The sequence below is a fragment of the Actinomycetota bacterium genome, assembly GCA_035759705.1.
Lineage (GTDB): Bacteria > Actinomycetota > CADDZG01 > JAHWKV01 > JAHWKV01 > JAJCYE01.
This window is the reverse complement of the sequence record DASTUJ010000006.1, coordinates 1-16,831: the sequence shown is the minus strand read 5'-3', so window position 1 is coordinate 16,831 and position 16,831 is coordinate 1. Positions and strand designations below refer to the sequence as shown.

Annotated in this window: 15 protein-coding genes; 13 read left to right on the top strand and 2 right to left on the bottom strand. The window is 65.5% G+C overall.

The genetic code is table 11. The features are described 5' to 3' along the window. From VFV09_00360 to VFV09_00325, 8 genes are all read left to right on the top strand, one after another. On the top strand, positions 1–1,284 hold a 1,284-nt coding region (locus VFV09_00360), incomplete at its 5' end, for a serine hydrolase domain-containing protein (protein HEU4866154.1). A 37-nt stretch (positions 1,285–1,321) separates the two neighbouring features. Beyond that, positions 1,322–2,578 carry a histidine--tRNA ligase gene (gene hisS, locus VFV09_00355; GenBank protein ID HEU4866153.1) on the top strand — a complete coding sequence of 419 codons (1,257 nt, stop codon included), beginning with the start codon at positions 1,322–1,324 and terminating at the stop codon, positions 2,576–2,578. Further along, a complete protein-coding gene (gene aspS / locus VFV09_00350; protein HEU4866152.1) occupies positions 2,575–4,356 on the top strand; it encodes an aspartate--tRNA ligase in 1,782 nt (593 codons plus the stop codon). The genes hisS and aspS overlap by 4 nt, the downstream gene beginning before the upstream one ends. Positions 4,357–4,496: 140 nt before the next feature. Next, positions 4,497–5,555 (top strand): AAA family ATPase, encoded by a 1,059-nt coding sequence (locus tag VFV09_00345; GenBank protein HEU4866151.1) that lies wholly within the window; start codon positions 4,497–4,499, stop codon positions 5,553–5,555. Between the two features lie 59 nt (positions 5,556–5,614). Next, positions 5,615–6,949, top strand: coding sequence for a replication-associated recombination protein A (locus VFV09_00340; protein HEU4866150.1), 1,335 nt, complete (start codon positions 5,615–5,617; stop codon positions 6,947–6,949). A gap of 102 nt (positions 6,950–7,051) precedes the next feature. Continuing rightward, positions 7,052–9,310 (top strand): ATP-binding protein, encoded by a 2,259-nt coding sequence (locus VFV09_00335; protein HEU4866149.1) that lies wholly within the window; start codon positions 7,052–7,054, stop codon positions 9,308–9,310. Positions 9,311–9,328: 18 nt separating this feature from the next. Continuing rightward, a complete protein-coding gene (locus VFV09_00330; protein HEU4866148.1) occupies positions 9,329–10,132 on the top strand; it encodes a CPBP family intramembrane glutamic endopeptidase in 804 nt (267 codons plus the stop codon). Positions 10,133–10,215: 83 nt separating this feature from the next. Beyond that, the gene (locus VFV09_00325) at positions 10,216–10,770 is read left to right on the top strand and encodes an AAA family ATPase (GenBank protein ID HEU4866147.1); all 555 of its coding nucleotides are present in this window, start codon (positions 10,216–10,218) and stop codon (positions 10,768–10,770) included. A 1-nt stretch (position 10,771) separates the two neighbouring features. On the opposite strand, the gene VFV09_00320 is transcribed toward VFV09_00325, so the two are convergent. Both VFV09_00320 and VFV09_00315 read right to left on the bottom strand, forming a co-directional pair. Continuing rightward, positions 10,772–11,191 carry a type II toxin-antitoxin system VapC family toxin gene (locus tag VFV09_00320; GenBank protein ID HEU4866146.1) on the bottom strand — a complete coding sequence of 140 codons (420 nt, stop codon included), beginning with the start codon at positions 11,189–11,191 and terminating at the stop codon, positions 10,772–10,774. An 11-nt stretch (positions 11,192–11,202) separates the two neighbouring features. Then, positions 11,203–11,457 (bottom strand): hypothetical protein, encoded by a 255-nt coding sequence (locus VFV09_00315; protein ID HEU4866145.1) that lies wholly within the window; start codon positions 11,455–11,457, stop codon positions 11,203–11,205. A gap of 116 nt (positions 11,458–11,573) precedes the next feature. Here VFV09_00315 and alaS point away from each other — a divergent pair, with 116 nt between their 5' ends. The 5 genes from alaS to VFV09_00290 form a co-directional block, all read left to right on the top strand. After that, positions 11,574–14,225: an alanine--tRNA ligase gene (alaS, locus tag VFV09_00310; protein HEU4866144.1), complete on the top strand. Its 2,652-nt coding sequence runs from the start codon at positions 11,574–11,576 to the stop codon at positions 14,223–14,225. Then, entirely contained in the window at positions 14,222–14,674 is a 453-nt protein-coding gene (gene ruvX / locus VFV09_00305) for a Holliday junction resolvase RuvX (GenBank protein HEU4866143.1), read from the top strand. The genes alaS and ruvX overlap by 4 nt, the downstream gene beginning before the upstream one ends. Further along, positions 14,671–15,675 carry an endolytic transglycosylase MltG gene (gene mltG, locus VFV09_00300; protein ID HEU4866142.1) on the top strand — a complete coding sequence of 335 codons (1,005 nt, stop codon included), beginning with the start codon at positions 14,671–14,673 and terminating at the stop codon, positions 15,673–15,675. Before ruvX ends, mltG begins: the two co-directional genes overlap by 4 nt. Continuing rightward, a complete protein-coding gene (gene aroE / locus VFV09_00295) occupies positions 15,669–16,535 on the top strand; it encodes a shikimate dehydrogenase (GenBank protein ID HEU4866141.1) in 867 nt (288 codons plus the stop codon). Before mltG ends, aroE begins: the two co-directional genes overlap by 7 nt. A gap of 44 nt (positions 16,536–16,579) precedes the next feature. Continuing rightward, positions 16,580–16,831: prepilin peptidase (locus tag VFV09_00290; protein ID HEU4866140.1), on the top strand; the 252-nt coding region annotated here is incomplete at its 3' end.

Sequence of the window (16,831 nt, the reverse complement as noted above, 5' to 3'; positions counted from 1 at the left end):
ACCAAGGGGACGCGGCTGGTCTACGCCAAGGGCTACACCTACGGAGAGCCGTCACCGACCTATCCCGATGTAATGCCGACCACCGTCTTCAGGCAGGCGAGCGTTTCGAAGACCTTTGCCGCAGTGGCGATGTGGAAGCTGATCCAGCAGGGCAGCGCGACTCTCAACACCAAGGTGCAGGTCGTTCTCAACCTTAACCAGCCGGACGGGTCCGCCCCCAAGGATTCCCGGTGGGCGGATATCCGGATCCGCCACCTCCTCGAAAGCACTTCAGGGATCAAACAGGGTCTCATCTGGTGGGGCGGCGAGGCGGTCAAAGCCTTCGGAGGCCAGTTTCCGGTCACCCACCAACAACTGGCTCGATATGCCACCACGCACGACCTGACCGGAAGCCCCGGCGATGCGAACAACGTCTCCTACGGCAACTTCGACTATTTTCTGCTGGGTCTGGTCATCGCAAAACTTGCGGGAACCACCACATTCGAGCAGGCGCTCAACAATCTGGTTTTGATGCCGCTCGGGATGACCAAAACCCGGCAATCGCGAACCTTGATCACCGCACAGGCGAGCGACGAGGCCCGGCACCACATGCGGGTATTCGAACCGAAGAAGGGGTGGCCTCTTTTCCCGCTCCAGATCGGGTCCAGTGTGAAGGGTTCCGGTACGGTGCCGGCTCACTACGGCGCCTGGGACTACGAACTCCTCGACGGCTGCGGCGGACTCTCCTCCTCGGTGGTCGACGTTGCGCGCCTGGTGGCGATGTTCAACGATCGCTCCGCCAACCCAGTGCTCAATTCGACCACCCTGGACTCCCTCTTTGACAACGCCGTGAACGCTACAAACAGCCTGGATACCCCGGACGTGGCCGATCCCAAGGACAAGGCTCCGGCTCACGGATACCACGGGTTCGATGGCGCAACGGCCGTCGACGCCGCAAAACACGTTTACCGGGCTTCGAAGGGCGGGTGGCTCCCGGGCCAGGGCACCGAGGTGATCTTCCGGACCGGCGGCTACGGCTTCATCCTGGCCCAGAACGGCAACCTCGGTGAGGTGGTGAAGACTGAATGGCTGGACCCCGTAAACAAGGCAGCTAAGGCTCAAGCCTGGGGACCCGAGGATTTGTTTACGGACTACGGCATGACGCCGTTGTCACCGAGTGTGGGATTTGCCGAGGCACCGGACGAACTCTCTGTCGAGGTAACCGGGCAGCGTCCAATGAGCCGGGTCGCCGACTCGTTGGCCCGGCAGGCGCCGGCTCGCATCAGGATTTCGGTTTCCAAGTAGCCCGAGGCGGATAGACCGCCGCAGGTACACTGGCCCCATGTCCTCGAAAATTACCGGGCCCAAAGGCGCGCCCGACCTCTTCCCGCCTAAATCCACCCTCCACGACGAGATCATCGGCAAATCGGTCGAGCAGTTCCGCCGCTTTGGCTACAGCCGGATCGAAACCCCGATGTTCGAAAGCACCCAGCTGTTCGAGAAGGGCCTCGAGCCCGGCAGCGACATGGTCACCAAGCAGATGTACACCTTCGAGGACCGGGGCGGCCGGTCTCTGACGTTGCGGCCCGACATGACGACTCCGGTGGTTCGGGCGATCCTCGAGCACGGCCTCGACCGTAAGGGGCTGCCCCTCAAGTTCTTCTACGTGGCGCCGATCTTTCGCCAGGAACGCCCCCAGGCGGGCCGGCAGCGCCAGTTCACGCAGGTCGGGGTAGAGGTGGTCGGCTCGGACGGCCCCGACATCGACGCCGAGGTCATCCAGCTGGCGCTCAAGATCTACAAAGAGCTGGAGCTGGACGTCACGCTGTCGCTCAACAGCATCGGCCACCCGGGCTGCCGGGCGGACTACATACCCAAACTCCAGGAGTACCTGCGATCGGTTTCGGACCAACTGTGTGAGGACTGCCAGCGCAAGATCGAGACCAACCCGCTCAGGACCTTCGACTGCAAGGTCGAGAGCGACCGCAAGCTGCTCGAGAAGGCGCCGCTGATAGTCGACCAGCTGTGCCCGGAGTGCGAGATCCACTACGCCGGGCTCAAGGATCGCCTGAAGGAGTGGGGCGTCGCCTTCACCGAGGACCCCCGCCTGGTGCGGGGGCTCGACTACTACACCCGCACCGCGTTCGAGTTCACGGCCGCCGGCCTGGGGTCGCAGAACGCAGTCGGCGGAGGCGGCCGTTACGATGGGCTGGCGGAGTCGCTCGGCGGTCCGTCGCTTCCCGGGATCGGGTTCGGCCTCGGAGTGGAGCGCATCGCCCTGGCGATGGAGAGCAAGGGGCTGGAGGTCAAGCCCATGCTCGACGTGTTCCTCGTCACCATCGGCGACCAGGCCCGCACGCTGGGGTTCAAGCTGGCCCCCAAGTTGCGGGACGCCGGGTTCTCGACCGACATGGACTTCGCAGGGCGGGCGATGAAAGGCCAGTTCAAAGCGGCCAACAACCGCAACGCCGCCTGGGTGATCGTAATTGGGGAGAAGGAAATTGAAGCAGGCAAGTTCACGGTGAAGCACATGCTGTCCGGCGACGAGGAGTCGCTGCCCCCGAGCAGGATCGTCGGTTACCTGGCGGTCCGTTCTTGAGGACCCACTGGTGCGGTGAGCTCCGCGCGTCCGATGCCGGCAAACAGGTAACGCTCAACGGGTGGGTTCACCGCCGGCGCGACCACGGCGGCGTGATCTTCCTGGACCTTCGGGACCGGGAGGGCGTCACGCAGGTGGTTCTGCACCCGCAGGAGCAGCCGGAGGCCTACAAGATCGCAGAGGCGGTGCGCAGCGAGTACGTCCTGGGCGTCACCGGGACGGTCCGAGCCCGCATCCCGGGGGCCGAAAACCCCAAGATGGCGACCGGGGACATAGAGGTGGCCGGCGAGTCGATCGAGATCTTCGCCCGGGCGCAGACCCCGCCCTTTCAGATCGAGGACCGGGTCGACGTCAAAGAGGAGACCCGCCTCAAGTACCGCTACATCGACCTGCGCCGGCCGGAGATGCAGCGCGGCCTGAAGATGCGCCACGAAATCGTGAAGGCGATCCGGGATTACTTCGACGCCGAGGAGTTCATTGAGGTCGAGACCCCGATGCTCAACAAGTCGACCCCCGAGGGCGCCCGGGACTACCTGGTGCCGTCCCGCCTCCAGCCGGGCAACTTCTTTGCCCTCCAGCAGTCGCCGCAGCTGTTCAAGCAGCTTTTGATGGTTGCCGGGTTCGACCGCTACTACCAGATCGTCCGCTGCTTCCGCGACGAGGACCCCCGGGCCGACCGCCAGCCCGACTTCACCCAGCTGGACATGGAGGTCTCGTTCGCCGACGAGGCCGAGGTCCGCCGGCTCACCGAGCAGATGTTCGTCTCGATCCTGCAGCGCACCCTGGGAGTCGAAATAGAGACCCCCTTCCCGCAGATGACCTACGACGAGGCGCTCGACACCTACGGCAGCGACAAGCCGGACCTGCGCTTCGGCCTGCCGATGGTCGACCTGACGAAGACCTTTTCCGGGACCGGCGTGCAGATGTTCCAGAACGCGCTGTCGAAGGGTGGGGTGGTCAAAGGCCTCCGGGTCCCGACCGGCGCAAGCTTCAGCCGCAAGGAGTTCGAGGCGCTGGTCGGCGTCGCCAAGACCTTCGGCGCCGGAGGCATGGCCTGGATCCTCTACGGTCCCGACGGCGCAACCGGGCCGCTGACCAAGGCGCTGTCTGCCGAGGAGGTGGCCGGCGTCAAGGAGACCGCCGGAGCGCTGGAGGGCGACGCGGTTCTGATCGTTACCGACGCCCGCCGGGTTGCCCAGCGCAGCCTGGGCGAGGTGCGCCTGGCTCTGGCGGACAAGATGAACCTGCGGCCCACCCTGGAGCCCACCGACCCCGAGTCGTGGAAGTTCCTATGGGTGATCGACGCGCCGATGGTCGAGTGGAACCCCAAGGAGAACCGCTGGGACCCCACCCACCACCCGTTCACCGCGCCGCACGACACCGACGTCGACCTGATCGACACCGACCCGGGCGCCGTCCGCTCCCGGGCCTACGACGCAGTCCTCAACGGATCGGAGGTCGCCGGCGGCAGCATCCGCATCCACGACCCCGAGATGCAACGCAAGGTGTTCGGCCTGATCGGAATCGACGAGGAGAAGGCGGAGCGGATGTTCGGCTGGTTCGTCGACGCCTACAACTACGGCGCACCGCCGCACGGCGGCATCGCCGCCGGCGTCGACCGGATCGTGGCGATGCTCGCCGGCAAGGAGAACATCCGGGAGGTGATGGCGTTCCCCAAGAGCTCGGCGATGACCGACCTGATGACCGGGGCGCCGGACATCGTGGACCACTCCCTGCTGGAAGACCTGCACATCAAGGTGGTCTCCCCGCCGGAGTAGGACTTGTCGGCCGGCGTCCGCTGTGTCACTATAAGTGGCCGCCAATCACTGTCCGTCCCTCCGCACAAACCCCCCCAACCAGGAGCTTCTTTGTCGCGCGCGGGATGGTTCGGAATGCCGGCAATACCAATGGAGATGAAGTGAACGAATTCAGCCTTACCTGGGACACATATTTGAGCGACTTTTGCGAGGCGATCTTCGCCCGTGAGTTCGTCGAACGCGGCCTCGCCTACTGCCGGACCGCACGCTGGCGCACGAGTGTCGAAAGGCTGGAGCTGGACTCCCTCGGTGAGCTGATGACTCTCCAGGAGGACGCCTCGTCCCAGACGGCGCTGGTCGCAGTGGGGGATTCGATCTCATTGATCGTGCTGTCGGAAGGTTTCGTAACCGTTCGGATGGCTACTCCGAAGCCGGGAGTCGAGGAGCTGCTCGAACATTTTCGCCGGGCCTTCCCCGCGGTGGAGCACAAGGAGAGGCAGGAGGTCGACGTCCGTTTCTGGCGTTCGAACAACAACAGCCTTGCGCAGTCGTCGAGCCGGAGCATCAAGGTGCCTAACTGGGCGGAGATCGACCACAACTACCCGAAGTCGACGGTCGAGCCCCTTGCCCCGCTGTTCGACGGCTTCCGGCCCGGGACGAGCGGCCAGCTGATCCTGTGGCACGGTCCTCCCGGCACCGGGAAGACCTTCGCCCTGAGGGCGCTGGCCTGGGAGTGGCGGGAATGGTGCAGCTTCGAGTACGTGATCGACCCCGATCGGATGCTCAAGGATCCCAGCTACCTGGTGAGCATGATCACCCGCAAGGACGATGACGACGATGACGACGACGAAGGTGCCGACAAGTGGCGCCTCTTCGTCCTCGAGGACACGGGCGAGCTGTTGACTCTCGACGCCAAGGAGCAGACCGGGCAGGGCCTTTCCCGCCTTCTGAACCTGGTCGACGGGATCCTGGGCCAGGGAATGCGGCTGATGATCCTGGTCACCACCAACGAGCCGCTGCAGACGCTTCACCCTGCCGTGTCCCGGCCGGGCCGGTGCGCTGCGGAGGTGTTCTTTGCGCCCTTCACCCTGGCGGAGGCCAAGGTGTGGGCGGAGCGGACGAGCCGGCCGGCCCCGGACTCGGGCGGCACCCTGGCGGAGCTGTACGACGCTTCCAATGGGCCGCCCCGGGCGATCCCCCGGCGGGCGATCGGTTTCTAGGCGGCGAAAGCCGCCTGGGAGCCGGTCCATCCGCGGTCGTGCAGTAGATTGGGTCGAACATGGCCGACGACCTGTTCTCCGACTCTCTCGAAGCCCGATTCGACGAGTTCGCACCCCTGGCCGCCCGCATGCGCCCCCGGAAGCTGGACGAGTTCGTCGGGCAGGAGCATCTGCTCGGACCGGGCAGTCCGCTTAGAACCCTGATCGAGCGGAACGCCTTCACCTCTCTCATCCTGTGGGGCCCACCGGGGACCGGGAAGACCTCGCTGGCGAACATCGTGGCCGAGGCGACCAACGCCCGGTACCAGGAGTTGTCCGCGGTCAACGCCACGGTTGCCGACGTGCGCCGCACGATCAAGGAAGCCCGGGACGTCCTGGCGGGCACCGGCCGCAAGACGATCCTGTTCATCGACGAGATCCACCGTTTCAACAAAGGTCAGCAGGACGCCCTCCTGCCGAGTGTGGAGAACCGCTGGATCACCCTCATCGGAGCCACCACCGAAAACCCCTACTTCGAGCTGATCTCGGCTCTGCTCTCCCGCTGCCTCCTCGTCCGCCTGGAGTCGTTGGGGCCGGAGCAGATCCAGACGATCCTGCACCGGGCCCTGAACGACGAGGAACACGGTCTCGGGAAGGCCGGCATCGAGTTCGAGCCCAAGGCGCTGGAGCACATCGTCAACACTGCCGGGGGCGACGCCCGCTCCGCGCTGAACGCGCTGGAGGTCTGCGTGTTGAGCGCCCAGTCGGCTCAGGTCGACCGGGTGACGGTCGAGATGGCCGAGCAGGCGCTCCAGCGCAGGCAGGTTCGATACGACAAGCAAGGGGACCAGCACTACGACGTGGTGTCGGCCTTCATCAAGAGCATGCGGGGGTCGGATCCCGACGCGGCACTCTTCTGGCTGGCCCGGATGCTGGAGGCCGGGGAGGACCCCCGGTTCATCGCCCGACGGATCATCATCCTGGCGTCGGAGGACATCGGCAACGCCGACCCGATGGCACTGGTGGTTGCCGTGGCAGCCGCCCACGCCCTGGAGCACGTCGGCCTGCCGGAGGCCGCCCTCAACCTTTCCCAGGCGGTGACCTACATGGCGGCGGCGCCCAAGTCCCGGGCCTCAACCGTCGCCCTCGGCCGGGCGACCGAGGACGTGAAGAACTCCGTGAACGCAGAGGTTCCGAGCCCGCTGCGCTCCCACTTCTCCCGAAAGGGCGCTAAAGGGGAGCGGCCTGGCTACAAGAACCCACACGACTACCCTGACGGCTGGGTCGACCAGAACCACCTGCCGGAGGGTATGCCGCAGCCCCGTTACTACGAGCCGACCGACCACGGTAGGGAGGCGGCGATCAAAGAGCGCCTCGAGGACCTTCGCCGCCGGCGCAAGCCTCGAACCAGTTGACAGGCACCGGTAAGCCGAAATTTCCCAAGAAAGGACTGTTGTTCGGGCTCGAATCGACCGAAGTAGTAACCGGTACTAGAGCTAGGGAAGGCTGGGGCGCGCTTGAAGCTCGAATCGATTTTGACGTTCGTGCGTTTTGTCAACGCCACGTTGTTCGTTCTGCTTGCCATCCTGGCGGTGCTGCGTTACCGGCAAAGGCGCTCCCCGGAGTCGGCGTGGGCGGTGGCCGCCCTCACCATGATCGCTACGATCACCGGGCTGGGCTACCTTCCGATGGACGAGACAGACCCGAACTCCGAGATGTTCGTCTTGTTCGGAAAGCTCCTGCTGGTGCTGCTCATCTTGTTCCCCTACTGCCTCTACCGGTTCGCCTCGGCGTTCCAGGAGTCGAGGAATCAGTTCCACATCCTTGCGGTCCTCCTGACCGCCCCGGTGGTCGTCGGTACTCTTACGCTGCCCCGCTTCCCGGAAAACGGCGAGGGCGTGCCTTCGGCGTTCGTCGTCTGGATGGTTGCCGTCCTGGTCCAGTGGGTTCTCCTCGGGTTCATCACTGCAGTGAAGTTGTGGCGTGGCGGCCGGGGCAAGTCCACGGTGGCGCGCCGCCGCATCCGGACCCTAAGCATTGCGTCGACGCTCCTCGTCCTCGCCGTCCTGATGATGGGTGCTGGCGAAGGCGCCGGCCAGGCGGGCGCCGCCGAACTGACCACCCAGCTGCTGGCAACTGCCAGCGCGTTGATGTTCTTCGTCGGGTTCGCCCCTCCGCCCTTCTTGCGGCGCATCTGGCGGCGGCCTGAGGAGAGGGTTCTTGCCGCGGCTCAGCTGGACCTGATGGCTGCCACGACCCCGGAGGAGGTCACCGACCGGGTGCTCCCTCACGTCGCCGGCATTCTCGGCGGTCAGGGGGCCGCACTGGTCGACCGCCAGGGGAACATCATCGGCGCGCACGAGGTCCCCGATGCGTCGGTCGGCTCGGCGTTGCGTCAATCGAACGACGGGGTGGTGAAGTACGCGCTGAACTCGGGCGCGCTGCTGATCTGGACCGACGCCTACACGCCGTTTTTCGGCCCCGAGGAGCTGGGCCTGCTCGAGAACTTCACCGTGATGGTGGACCTGGCCCTGGCCCGCTGCGAGTCAATCGCCGGGGAGCGAAGAGTCGCCGAAGACCTGGTCAAGGCGAACGAGGAGCTGGCGACCGCCCGCGACGCCGCAATGGAGTCGTCCCGGCTGAAGAGCGAGTTCCTGGCCACCATGAGCCACGAGATCCGGACGCCTATGAACGGCGTGATCGGGCTGACCCAGCTGTTGATGCAGACTCAGCTGGACCAGCGCCAGCGGGAGTACGCCGAGGGGGTCAAGGGGGCCGGCGAGGCGCTGCTGTCGATCATCAACGACATCCTGGACTTCTCGAAGATGGAGGCCGACCGGGTAGAGATCGAGGTGCTGGACTTCGACCTCCACACCCTTGTCAAAGAGACCGGCTGGCTGCTGGCCGAGACGGCACGAGCCAAGGGCCTGGAGTTCACAACCGTCATCGCGGACCAAACCCCCAGGTTTGTGCGAGGCGACCCGGCCCGCGTACGTCAGGTGCTGCTCAACCTCCTCTCCAACGCCGTGAAGTTCACCGAGCGGGGACGCGTGATGCTCCAGGTGGAGCCGGCCGGTGATTCCGGGGAGACCGTGTTCGTGCGATTCGCCGTGACCGACACCGGTATCGGAATCGCTGCTGCCGACCGGGACAAGCTGTTCGAACCGTTCTCGCAGGCAGATTCGTCAACCACTCGTCGTTTTGGAGGCACCGGTCTTGGCCTGGCGATCTCCCGGCAGCTGGTCGCATTGATGGACGGCGACATCGGTCTGGAGAGCGAGAGCGGAAAAGGCAGCACCTTCTGGTTCTGCCTCCCACTAACCACGTCGTCGAGGCTCCCGTTGGCCGAGCCGGCGGCGTACGGGAGCAGCCGGTCCGGCCCGGCCGAAGCACCCCGCGGGAGGGTGTTGGTGGTCGAGGACAACAAACTCAACCAGCTGGTGGCGGTTGCGACCATCGAACAGCTCGGCTTTTCCGCCGACCTGGCCGCCAACGGCCTCGAGGCCCTGGAGGCTTTGGGACATGCGGAGTACACCGCGATTCTCATGGACTGCCAGATGCCGGAGATGGACGGCTATGCCACCACCCGCCACATCCGGCGGGAGGAGGGCCCGGCTCGGCACACGCCGGTCATCGCCATGACTGCGGCGGCGATGGAGGGAGACCGCGACCGGTGTATCCAGGCCGGTATGGACGACTACATCACCAAGCCCATCCGTCCGGAGGAGGTGGAGGCGGCGCTCGTCCGCTGGGCCGCTTCGCGGGCTACGGGCTGAGGGCCCCTACACTTGAATATGCCATTCTCCGCGGACGTCCAGAATCCGCCCCCACCGCCGCCGCCGGGAATCCAGATCGTAGTTCCGGAGCGCACGCCGGTTAAGGCGATGAAGGCGATATTGGTCTTCATCGTCTACATGGTCACTCAGGTGATCGCCGGCGCCATCGCAACGATCGTTTACGTGATTGCCACCGGCAAGGACGCCGCCATGGTGGCTTCTTCGGTCGAGGATATGGACCCGGTGCTGCTCCTCGTAGCCGGAACGGCGGGCTTTGTGCTGGGCGGGCCGGTGGTCTTTGCGCTCGCCCGGGCGATGGAGCGGGGCTCGACCTGGAAAGAGGCGCTTGCGCCCTTCGGAGTGGTTAAGGCGTCCCCCCGGGCAATCGCCGCGGGAGTTGGGCTGGGAGTAGCTATCGCAGTGGTCCTGGGCTTCGGCCTGGAGATGGTGTTCCCCTCGCCCGAGAACGCCGAAGGCCCTCTGATCCAGGCCGCCGCGGCCCCGGGTTGGCAGCGCATCCTGTTCGTGCTGCTTGCCGTGCTCCTTGCGCCGGTCATCGAGGAGTTCCTGTTCCGTGGAGTGATGTACACCGGAATGCTGCGGTCCTGGGGCAAGTGGCCTGCCGGCATCGTGGTCACCCTGTCGTTCGGCCTGCTCCACCTGGCGGATGTCGGAGGCTACTGGCCCGCACTCTTCATGATCACCGTGGTCGGGCTGGGCCTGTTGCTGGTTCGGATCAAGACGAAGTCGTTGATCCCCGCGATCGCGATGCACGCGGCATACAACCTGTTCCAGGTGCTGGCGCTCTACTTCCTCTCCTAATAAGGCCCCGGCGTTTGGCACCGGTTGTCCGGCGTGGTCATAATCGGCTCGACGCTTAGCCCGAGGCTCTCAGGAGGAAACGCATGCCCCCATGGATTGAACGAGTGGTGCAGAGAGTTGCGCCGCTGGCCGGCTGGGAGGACCTGAAGCTCTCCGACGACGCCCTTTCGACGATGAAGCGAATCCAGGCCGACATGCAGGAGCGCATCGACGACTCCCGATCGAAGAACGGGTCGAAGAACAAAGGCAAGCCCCGCAGCGGGGTGGTCGCCGTCTTCAACGGCCCCCAGAGCCCGCACAAGATCACGGCCGCCGAGGTTCTGGCCAAAGAGCTTCAGATGAACCTGTACCGCGTCGACCTGTCGCTCGTGGTCAGCCCGACCCTCGAAGAGACCGAGCGGATCATGAAGCGCATCATCGACGGCGCAGAAACTGCCGGCGGGGTGCTCTTCTTCGACCAGGCCGAGCTCCTGTTCGAGCGGGACGAGGATGGCACGGATGTCGACAAGGGGATCGGGTACCTGGTGAAGCGGGCCGGCCGCTACGAGGACCTGGCCGTCATAGCAGTCCCGGACAAGGACCAGATGGACCTGGTTCACCTGCGCAAGCTGCACAACGTGGTGGACTTCGGGGCCTGACCTAAGGCTTGAGAAGATCCAGGCTATCCAAAGGATCGACTCTTTCGAGCTCGTCGAGACCATCGAACACCTGGTCGGCGCTCAAGATCTTGTCGATGCCGGCTACGACGGCAGTTGCCGCATGCACTGCGTCCCGTACGCCCAGACCGGGATACTTTCGGATCATCGTCAAGGCCATGGTGAGAACCTGGTTATCGAAGGCTGTGACCCGGCAAAGTCGCCGGACTTCCCCTGCTTCCTCCAAAGCCTGATCCCGCGAGATACCCCGTCGCAGGAGAATGTGGAGGAACTCCTGAATCAACTCGGTGCTGGCGTCCAACCTGAACCGGCCGCGTCCTACTGCGTCCAGGAGCCGGCGGCACGGCTCACGGTAGGGATGGTCAGACCCCCGAGCGTAGAGGAACACGTTGGTGTCGACCAGCAGCCGGACGGCTATGCCAGACCTCGTTCCATGCCGGCTTCAATCTCACGTTTGGAAGCGACCCAATCGCCGAGATCGACGGGGGGCCGCGCCAGGAATTCTCGGGCAGCGTCTTCGGCGCTCGCTTCGCCGCTCGGAAAGGCAAGGTCGATGGCTTCTCTTACGAGAGTCGCTACGGAGGATCCCCGCCTCTTGGCTTGCTGCTCGAGCCGCTGCCATCGTTCCTCATCGACCAGGATCTGCAGTCGTCTCGTCATTTCTGCCATGAGTAGACATTAGCATGAGCATCATGCTCATGTATCCTGGGGGAGACCCTTTTCCGGAAGGGCGGTAGTGTTGGATAACCCATGATCAGCCGCCCGAGCACGAATACGCGATAGCCGTGGACACCCCTTCGATTCGCAAGACCTTCCTCGACTTCTTTGCCGGGCGCGAGCACACGGTCGTCCCCTCCGCCTCCCTGGTTCCGGACGACCCCACGCTGCTGCTGACCAACGCCGGAATGGTCCAATTCAAGCCCTACTTCCTGGGGTCGCGGCCGGCGCCGTACGCTAGGGCCACCTCGGTCCAGAAGTGCTTTCGCGAGAAGGATTTGGAGGAGGTCGGAAAAACCGCCCGGCACCTGACGTTCTTCGAGATGCTCGGCAACTTCTCGTTCGGCGACTACTTCAAGTCGGATGCCTGCAAGTGGGCCTGGGAGCTGATGTCCGAGGGATTCGGACTGCCCGTCGACCGGTTGTGGATCACGGTCTTCGAGGAGGACGACGAGGCCGCCCAGATCTGGGAGAAGGAGGTCGGCGTGCCCCCGGAACGTGTCCTGCGGCGCACCCGGGAGCAGGGCAACTTCTGGGACATGGGGGTAGCCGGCCCCTGTGGACCGTGCTCGGAGATCCTCTATGACAGGGGAGAGGCGTTCGGCACCACCTTCACCGGCGACAACGAGCTGGACGAGGAGCGCTACCTCGAGGTGTGGAACCTGGTCTTCATGCAGTACATGCAGGACGACAACTTCCAGATCACGGGCGAGCTGCCGAACAAGAACGTCGACACCGGCCTGGGCCTGGAGCGCCTGGCATCGATCCTGCAGGACGTCCCGACCGTGTTCGAGATCGACTCGATGTCCGCCATCCTCCAGGTGGTCGAGCGGGCCACCGGCAAGAAGTACGGCGAATCGCACGACTCCGACGTCGGCCTGAGGGTCCTGTCCGAGCACGCCCGGTCCATGACCATGCTGATCGCCGACGGCGTGCTGCCGGGCAACGTCGGCCGGGGCTACGTCCTGCGCCGCCTGATCCGCCGGGCCGCCCGCCACGCCCGACTTCTCGGCATCGAGGAGCTGTTCCTCGCCCGCCTGACCGAGGTGGTCATCGAAACCTACTCCGGCGACTACCCCGAGGTCGGGCGCAACTCCGACCTAATACGGGCCGTCGTCTCCAAGGAGGAGGAGCGCTTCGACCAGACTCTGCGCCAGGGCATGGAGATCCTCGACGAGGAGATCGCCCGGCTGAAGAAAGCCGGCGAAACCCGGCTGGGCGGCGACGTCACCTTCAAGCTCCACGACACCTACGGTTTCCCGCTGGACCTGACGCAGGACATCGCCACCGAGGAGGGCCTCACCGTCGACCGGGATGCCTTCGCCGGCTTGATGAAGCAGCAGAAGACCCGGGCTCGGGCAGCTCGCCCGGCGGGCAGCAAGAACCGCCCGGAGAACGAGGCGTTGACCGAGATCCGGGACACCCTGGGCAAGACCGACTTCTTGGGCTACGAACAGCTGTCGCTGGACGCCGGCGTCGTGGGCATCCTCCAGGGGGTGGTGCCTTCCCAAGTGCTCACGCAGGGGAGCACGGGCGATCTGGTACTCAGCCGCACTCCGTTCTACCCCCGGGGAGGCGGCCAGATCGGCGACCCCGGCGAGATTCGCACCGACACCGGCCTGTTCAGGGTGGACGACACCGCCTGGGGGGTTCCCGGCGTGGTCATCCACAGCGGAATCGTCGTTCAGGGCGAGATACGTGCGGGTCAGGACGCCCGCGCCACCGTCGACCCGGTCCACCGGGAGGGCGTCACCCAGGCCCACACCTCCACCCACATCCTCCACTGGACTCTGCACAACACCCTCGGCGAGCACGCCAAGCAGATGGGTTCCCTGGTAGAGCCCGGCCGGCTGCGCTTCGACTTTAACCACTACGAGCCGGTCCACCCCGACCAACTGGCCGAGATCGAGGAGATCATCAACCGCCGGTCGCTGTGGGACGACCCGGTCCGGGCCTTCGAGACCACCTACGACTACGCAACGAGCATCGGCGCCATGGCGCTGTTCGGCGAGAAGTACGGCGAGCACGTCCGGGTGGTCGAGGTCGGCGACTACTCCAAGGAGCTGTGCGGAGGCACCCACGTCGCCCGGACCGGCAACATCGGCCTGGTGAAGCTGGTCCACGAAGGATCGGTCGCTGCCGGCATCCGGCGCGTGGAGGCCCTGACCGGCTGGGCCGGGTTCAACTACCTGAACAGCCAGGCGGAGAAGCTCAAGCAGGTGGCCGACCGCCTGAAAACCGACCCGGAGAAGGTCCTGGAGCGCCTGGACAAGACACTTGAAACGTTGAGCAGCCTGCAGGCGCAGCTGAACCAGCAGGCGGCGCAGGGGGCCCAAGCCCAGGTGAAGGAGATCCTCGCGTCGGACGCCCTGCAGGACGTGAACGGGCACCGGATGGTCGTGTCGCTCCGAAAGGACGCCTCGGTCGACGACCTCCGCAAGCTGGCGACCGCGCTGCGGGACGAGCTGGGCTCCGGGGTGGTGGTCGTAGGTTCGACCAGCAACGGAAAGGCGAACCTGGTGGCCGCAACATCGAAGGACCTGGTAGGCAAGGGCGTCTCCAGTTCGCCGTTCGTGTCGACCGGCGCCAAGATCCTGGGCGGCGGGGGCGGCGGCAAGCCCGACATGGCGGTTGCCGGGGGGCCGCAGACCGACCAGATCGCCAGGGCACTCGAGGCCGTGACCGACGAGGTCCGCCGGACCCTGCAGGGGCTGAGTTGAGCCGTACGATCCTTGGCATCGACCCCGGTTCACGACGGGTCGGCGTGGCGGTGTCGGATGCCGGCGGCTCCATCGCGTTTCCGCTGACGGTCCTGGAGCGCAAGGACGACGACTCCTACCTGGACGAGCTGGCCGAGCTGGCCCGCCTGAGGGAAGCCGACGAGATTGTGGTCGGCCTGCCGACCCGCCTGGACGGCACCGAGGGCCCGGAGGCGATCGAGGCCGTGCGCATAGCCGGCATCCTTCGCACTAAGCTGGGGCTGCCGGTCCACATGCTGGACGAAAGGTTTACCACCCGCATCGCCCAGGGGGCGCTGAGGGCGAACAACGTGAACTCGCGCAAGCAGAAGCCGATGGTGGACAAGGTTGCGGCAACGTTGCTTCTGCAGAGCTACCTGGATGCGCACCCAATACAAAAACAAACCGAAGACCCGGAGGGGGCCTCTTGAAAAAGTTTCTCGGATTCCTGGTGGTTATGGGCCTGCTGGCGGCAGGCGCCGCCTACTTTGTGTGGAACTGGGCGCAAGGCCCGGAGACTGCCGGCGGCGAGCCGGTTGAGGTCACCATCGAGCAGGGCTCGTCGGCCACCCGGATCGCCGACACGCTGGAGGAGGCCAAAGTTGTCGACAACGCGCTGGCATTCCGGATGTACATGCGTTTCAACGACATCAACGCCGACCTTCGCGCCGGCAAATACAAGCTCGAGACCGCCCAGCCGTTCGACAGCCTGATCACCGAGCTGAAGAAGGGGCCGCCGGCAGAGTTCGTCCGTCTGACGATTCCCGAAGGCTCGAACGTCGAGCAGACCGCACGCATCGTCGGCGAGAAGACCCACATCCCGGCCGCCGACTTCATGGCCGCCGCGGTTCCGGCCACCGCCCGGCCGACGATCCTCCCGCCCAACTCGACCACCCTGGAGGGCTTTTTCTACCCGACGACCTACTTCGTCGAGAAGAAGGAGACGGCCCAGTCGCTGGTCGCCCGGATGGTCGGCGAGTTCCACAAAGCCACCGAGGACGCCGATCTGGCGGCCGAGAACGAGACCGGCCGCACCCCGTACGAGATTCTGGTGATCGCATCGCTCATCGAGGAGGAGGCCAAGTCGGCGGAGGAGCGGGACGAAATTTCCGCCGTCATCCACAACCGCTTGAAGTCGAACATGGCACTGGGCATCGACGCCACCATCCAGTACGCAGTCAAGAAGTACGAGGGCCAGCCCCTGACGGTCAGCGACCTGGCCATCGACTCGCCCTTCAACAGCCGCACCCGGGCCGGGCTGCCGCCGAACCCGATCGCCAGCCCCAGGAAGGCGTCGATCGAGGCTGCGTTGAAGCCGGCCGACACCGACGCCATCTACTACGTGCTGTCCGGCGACTGTGTGCACCACGTCTTCACCGCCGACTACAACAAGTTCCTGGCCGCCAAGAACGTTCAGCCGACGAATTGCTGATCTCGGGCCAGACGCGGCTGACCGGCATCCTGGGAGGAACCGAGCAGGTCAAGCTCAGCCTGAGCCCGGCCATCCACAACGCAGCGTTCAAGGACCTGCAGATGGATTGGGTCTACCTGCCGTTCGGGTGTGAACCGGAGGACCTGGAGGCAGCCATCCGGGGCCTGGCCGCGGCCGGCGTGCGGGGGATGAACGTCACCATGCCCCACAAGGTGCCGGCGATGGCCGTCATGGACGAGATCATGCCGTCCGCCCAGGGGATCGGGGCTTTGAACACCATCGAAGTGCGGGACGGACGGTTGATCGGCCACAACACCGACGGCGACGGGCTGATCAGGTTCCTGGACTGGGACGTGGGCGTGAACTTGCAGGAGAGCCGTGCGCTGGTCATCGGGACCGGGGGGTCGGCCCGGGCAGCGGTCGCCGCCCTGGGGGCCGCCGGTGTGGCCCACCTGTGCGTGCTGGCCCGCGACGCCGGCCGGGCGGAGGAGCTTAAAGCGGTGGCGGGCAACGTGCCCTTCGAGACCGCGGACCTGAAGGACGACCCGGCGCACTGGGTCGCCCAGGCGGACGTGATCATCAACGCCACGCCGGTGGGCCAGGGCAACGAGCCGGCGGTGATCCCGACCGGCTCCATTCCCCGGTCGGCGGTGCTGGTCGACCTGGTGTACCGGCCCCCGGTCACCCTGCTCATCCAGGCGGCCCGGGACAGGGGGGCTATCGCCCACAGCGGCCTGGGAATGTTGCTGCACCAGGCGGCGATCTCGTTCGAGATCTGGACCGGCGTGGAGGCCCCGATCGAAGCGATGAGCGCCGCAGGCCTGTGGGAGCTTGCGAAGACCGCCGACGCAACCCATTAGGGCGCTCCGAAGCTCTGGGTTCGTCCGGGCCGTAGGATCAAACGATGTTCGTTGAAACGCACTTCCTGGTTCTGCTGGCGTTCGCCTTGGGTGGCCTGGTCGCGGGTTCCTTTGCCAACGTTGTGATCCATCGCGACCGGGCGCGAATCGGCCTCTTCTCGGGGCCGTTCGTATGCCCGGAGTGCGGCGAGCGGTCCCCCTGGTACGAACGCATTCCGGTGCTGTCGTACGTCATCTCGGGCGGCAAAAGGCGCCGGTGCGGGCACAAGATCCGCATCCGCGACCCTCTGGTCGAG

Bases quoted from the DNA above. Each gene is read 5' to 3' on its own strand.
- hisS (HEU4866153.1), top strand. From the start codon at position 1,322: ATGTCCTCGAAAATTACCGGGCCCAAAGGCGCGCCCGACCTCTTCCCG.
- VFV09_00340 (HEU4866150.1), top strand. From the start codon at position 5,615: ATGGCCGACGACCTGTTCTCCGACTCTCTCGAAGCCCGATTCGACGAG.
- VFV09_00330 (HEU4866148.1), top strand. From the start codon at position 9,329: ATGCCATTCTCCGCGGACGTCCAGAATCCGCCCCCACCGCCGCCGCCG.
- VFV09_00325 (HEU4866147.1), top strand. From the start codon at position 10,216: ATGCCCCCATGGATTGAACGAGTGGTGCAGAGAGTTGCGCCGCTGGCC.
- VFV09_00315 (HEU4866145.1), bottom strand. From the start codon at position 11,457: ATGGCAGAAATGACGAGACGACTGCAGATCCTGGTCGATGAGGAACGA.